The 2,757-nt window shown below is 33.7% G+C and carries 4 protein-coding genes; all 4 read left to right on the top strand.

Annotation, left to right across the window (positions count from 1 at the left end; translation table 11 throughout):
• Positions 1–211: 211 nt before the first annotated feature.
• On the top strand, positions 212–1,426 hold the full coding sequence (locus tag L6Q46_RS13445) for a cysteine desulfurase (RefSeq protein ID WP_291284735.1): 1,215 nt from the start codon (positions 212–214) through the stop codon (positions 1,424–1,426).
• Positions 1,427–1,438: 12 nt separating this feature from the next.
• On the top strand, positions 1,439–1,924 hold the full coding sequence (locus tag L6Q46_RS13450; protein WP_291284736.1) for a hypothetical protein: 486 nt from the start codon (positions 1,439–1,441) through the stop codon (positions 1,922–1,924).
• Positions 1,924–2,343 (top strand): SufE family protein, encoded by a 420-nt coding sequence (locus L6Q46_RS13455; RefSeq protein ID WP_111566554.1) that lies wholly within the window; start codon positions 1,924–1,926, stop codon positions 2,341–2,343. The genes L6Q46_RS13450 and L6Q46_RS13455 overlap by 1 nt, the downstream gene beginning before the upstream one ends.
• A 72-nt stretch (positions 2,344–2,415) precedes the next feature.
• Positions 2,416–2,757: GxxExxY protein (locus L6Q46_RS13460; protein ID WP_291284737.1), on the top strand; the 342-nt coding region annotated here is incomplete at its 3' end.

Genomic DNA, 2,757 nt, shown 5'->3' on the forward strand with positions numbered 1-2,757 from the left:
ATGATTCTTTATTATTCAACGCTCAAGCGATTTTATCTTTAGCAAATGCTACAACACCAGCACCATCACCATCTCAAACCAATCCAATGGAATTTGGTGGCGGCGGATTTAGTGGCGGCGGAGCAGGAGAGAAGTTTTAATTTGATTTTAACCTTTATTTATTCTAATTATAAACAATGAAGTTGTAAATTTGTACTCAAATTGTACAAAAATGTTTGATGTTCAAAAAGTAAGAGCTGATTTTCCCATTTTATCGCAAAAAGTAAATGGCAAACCCTTGGTGTATTTTGATAACGGAGCTACTTCGCAAAAGCCACAAGTGGTAATTGATGCTATTTCCAAATATTACAGCGAAATCAATGCGAATATTCACCGTGGAGTACATACGTTGAGTCAATTGGCTACCGATGCGTATGAAGTGTCGCGAAATACGATTCAAAATCACTTAAATGCGAAACACAATCACGAAATTATTTTTACTTCGGGAACTACGTTCGGGATTAATTTGGTGGCGAATGGTTTTGCAAGTTTATTAAAAGCTGGTGATGAGGTGATGGTTTCGGCATTGGAACATCATAGCAACATTGTGCCTTGGCAATTTTTGTGCGAAAAAACAGGAGCAAAGTTGGTCGTAATTCCAATGAATGAAAAAGGAGAATTGGTTATTTCGGAATTCGATAACTTACTTTCCGAAAAAACAAAAATCGTAACCCTAAATCACATTTCAAATGCTTTAGGAACGGTTAACCCAATTGAATACATCATCAAAAAAGCACATGGAGTAGGAGCAGCCGTTTTAATCGACGGAGCACAAGCAACACCACATTTACGTCCAGATGTTCAAGCATTAGATTGTGATTTTTATGTGTTTTCAGGACATAAAGTGTGTGGACCAACAGGCGTTGGAATTTTATACGGAAAAGAAGAATGGTTGCGAAAATTACCACCGTATCAAGGCGGAGGCGAAATGATTGCAGAAGTAACATTCGAAAAAACAACTTACGCTGATTTACCACATAAATTCGAAGCCGGAACACCCAACATCGAAGGTGGAATTGTTTTAGGAACTGCGATTGATTATATGAATGCAATCGGTTTTGAAAACATTGCGGCTTACGAACAAGAATTATTAGATTACGGAACTAAAAGATTACAGGAAATAGAAGGTTTAACGATTTACGGAACGAGTGAAAACAAAGCTTCGGTTATTTCGTTTAACATAGAAGGAATTCATCCGTATGACATTGGCACAATTATCGATAAGTTAGGTATTGCGGTTAGAACCGGTCATCATTGCGCCCAACCTATTATGAATTTTTTCAATATTCCAGGAACGATTAGAGCGAGTTTTGCTTTTTATAATACCAAGGAAGAAATTGATATCTTTGTAGAAGCGGTTAAAAAAGCGCAAATGATGTTATCTTAAAAAAATAGAATTATGAAATTATTCGCATTACTTTTTAGTATTATGAGCTTTTTTACTAGCTGTAAGTGTAATAAAACTGCAGTTAAAGAAGAAGCAAAGGTTGTGAATACAGAATCAAATTTAGAAGAACAAGTTTCAAATTTACCCGTTGTAGTTTATCAAGAAAATACGCGCGGATTTTATAGAGAAATAGTTGTTCGAGAGGGTAAAATTTTTGTTGTTACTGCTCGTGGAGCAAAACCTGCTTTTTGGGAATTAAAAAAAGAAGACTACAAAAAACTATTGGGTTTATATCAGAATATCGACTTGAAGGGTTTAAGTTCTTTAAAAGACCCAACACAAAAAAGATTTTATGATGGTGCACCAATAGCAACGTTATCATTTACAGAAGAAAAAAACACGTACACTTCTTCTGAATTTGATGGTGGTTATCCACCTAAAGAAATTGAAGACTTTGTTAATGAATTAATTTCTGTTGCCGAAAAATTAAATAAATAATGACGATTAAAGAAATACAAAACGAAATTGTAGATGAGTTCTCTATGTTTGACGACTGGATGCAACGCTACGAATACATCATCGAATTAGGTAAATCACTTCCGTTAATAGATGAGCAATACAAAATAGACGAAAACATCATCAAAGGTTGCCAATCAAAAGTTTGGGTACACGGCGAAGAACAAGATGGAAAAATCGTTTTTACAGCCGATAGCGATGCGATTTTGACTAAAGGAATTATTGCTATTTTAATCCGTGCTTTTTCCAATCAATCGGCAAAGGATATTTTGGATGCTAACACAGATTTTATTGATGAGATTGGTTTAAAAGAACATTTATCACCAACAAGAGCCAACGGTTTGGTTTCGATGATAAAACAAATAAAAATGTATGCTTTGGCATTTCAATCAAAGCAATAGAGTTAAAATTTAAACATATAAGCCATATAAGTTTTTATAATATGATATACACCACTAAAATTAATACAAGCCATGAAGAATGTAACAAAAACTCAATTAAAAGATTTAGTTTATCAAGTTAACGGAGCAGCAATAGAAGTTCATAAAAGATTAGGGCCAGGATTGCTTGAAACCGTTTATCATCAGTGTTTGATTAAGGAATTAGAATTACGAAATATAAATTCAATTTCAGAATATAATATTTCAATTAATTACAAAGGATTTGAATTGGAATCAAAATTAAGATGTGATATTTTGGTTGAAGACATTTTAGTAGTTGAATTGAAAGCAGTTGCCGAGATGAATCCTATTTATGAAGCGCAACTTTTAACTTATATGAACTTATTGAAAAAGCCAATAGGCTTATTAATTAAT

It is taken from the genome of Flavobacterium sp., assembly GCF_023151265.1.
Classification (GTDB): domain Bacteria; phylum Bacteroidota; class Bacteroidia; order Flavobacteriales; family Flavobacteriaceae; genus Flavobacterium.

Excerpts from the sequence above, each read along its gene's own strand:
- L6Q46_RS13445 (WP_291284735.1), top strand. The coding sequence starts at position 212 with ATGTTTGATGTTCAAAAAGTAAGAGCTGATTTTCCCATTTTATCGCAA.
- L6Q46_RS13450 (WP_291284736.1), top strand. The coding sequence starts at position 1,439 with ATGAAATTATTCGCATTACTTTTTAGTATTATGAGCTTTTTTACTAGC.
- L6Q46_RS13455 (WP_111566554.1), top strand. The coding sequence starts at position 1,924 with ATGACGATTAAAGAAATACAAAACGAAATTGTAGATGAGTTCTCTATG.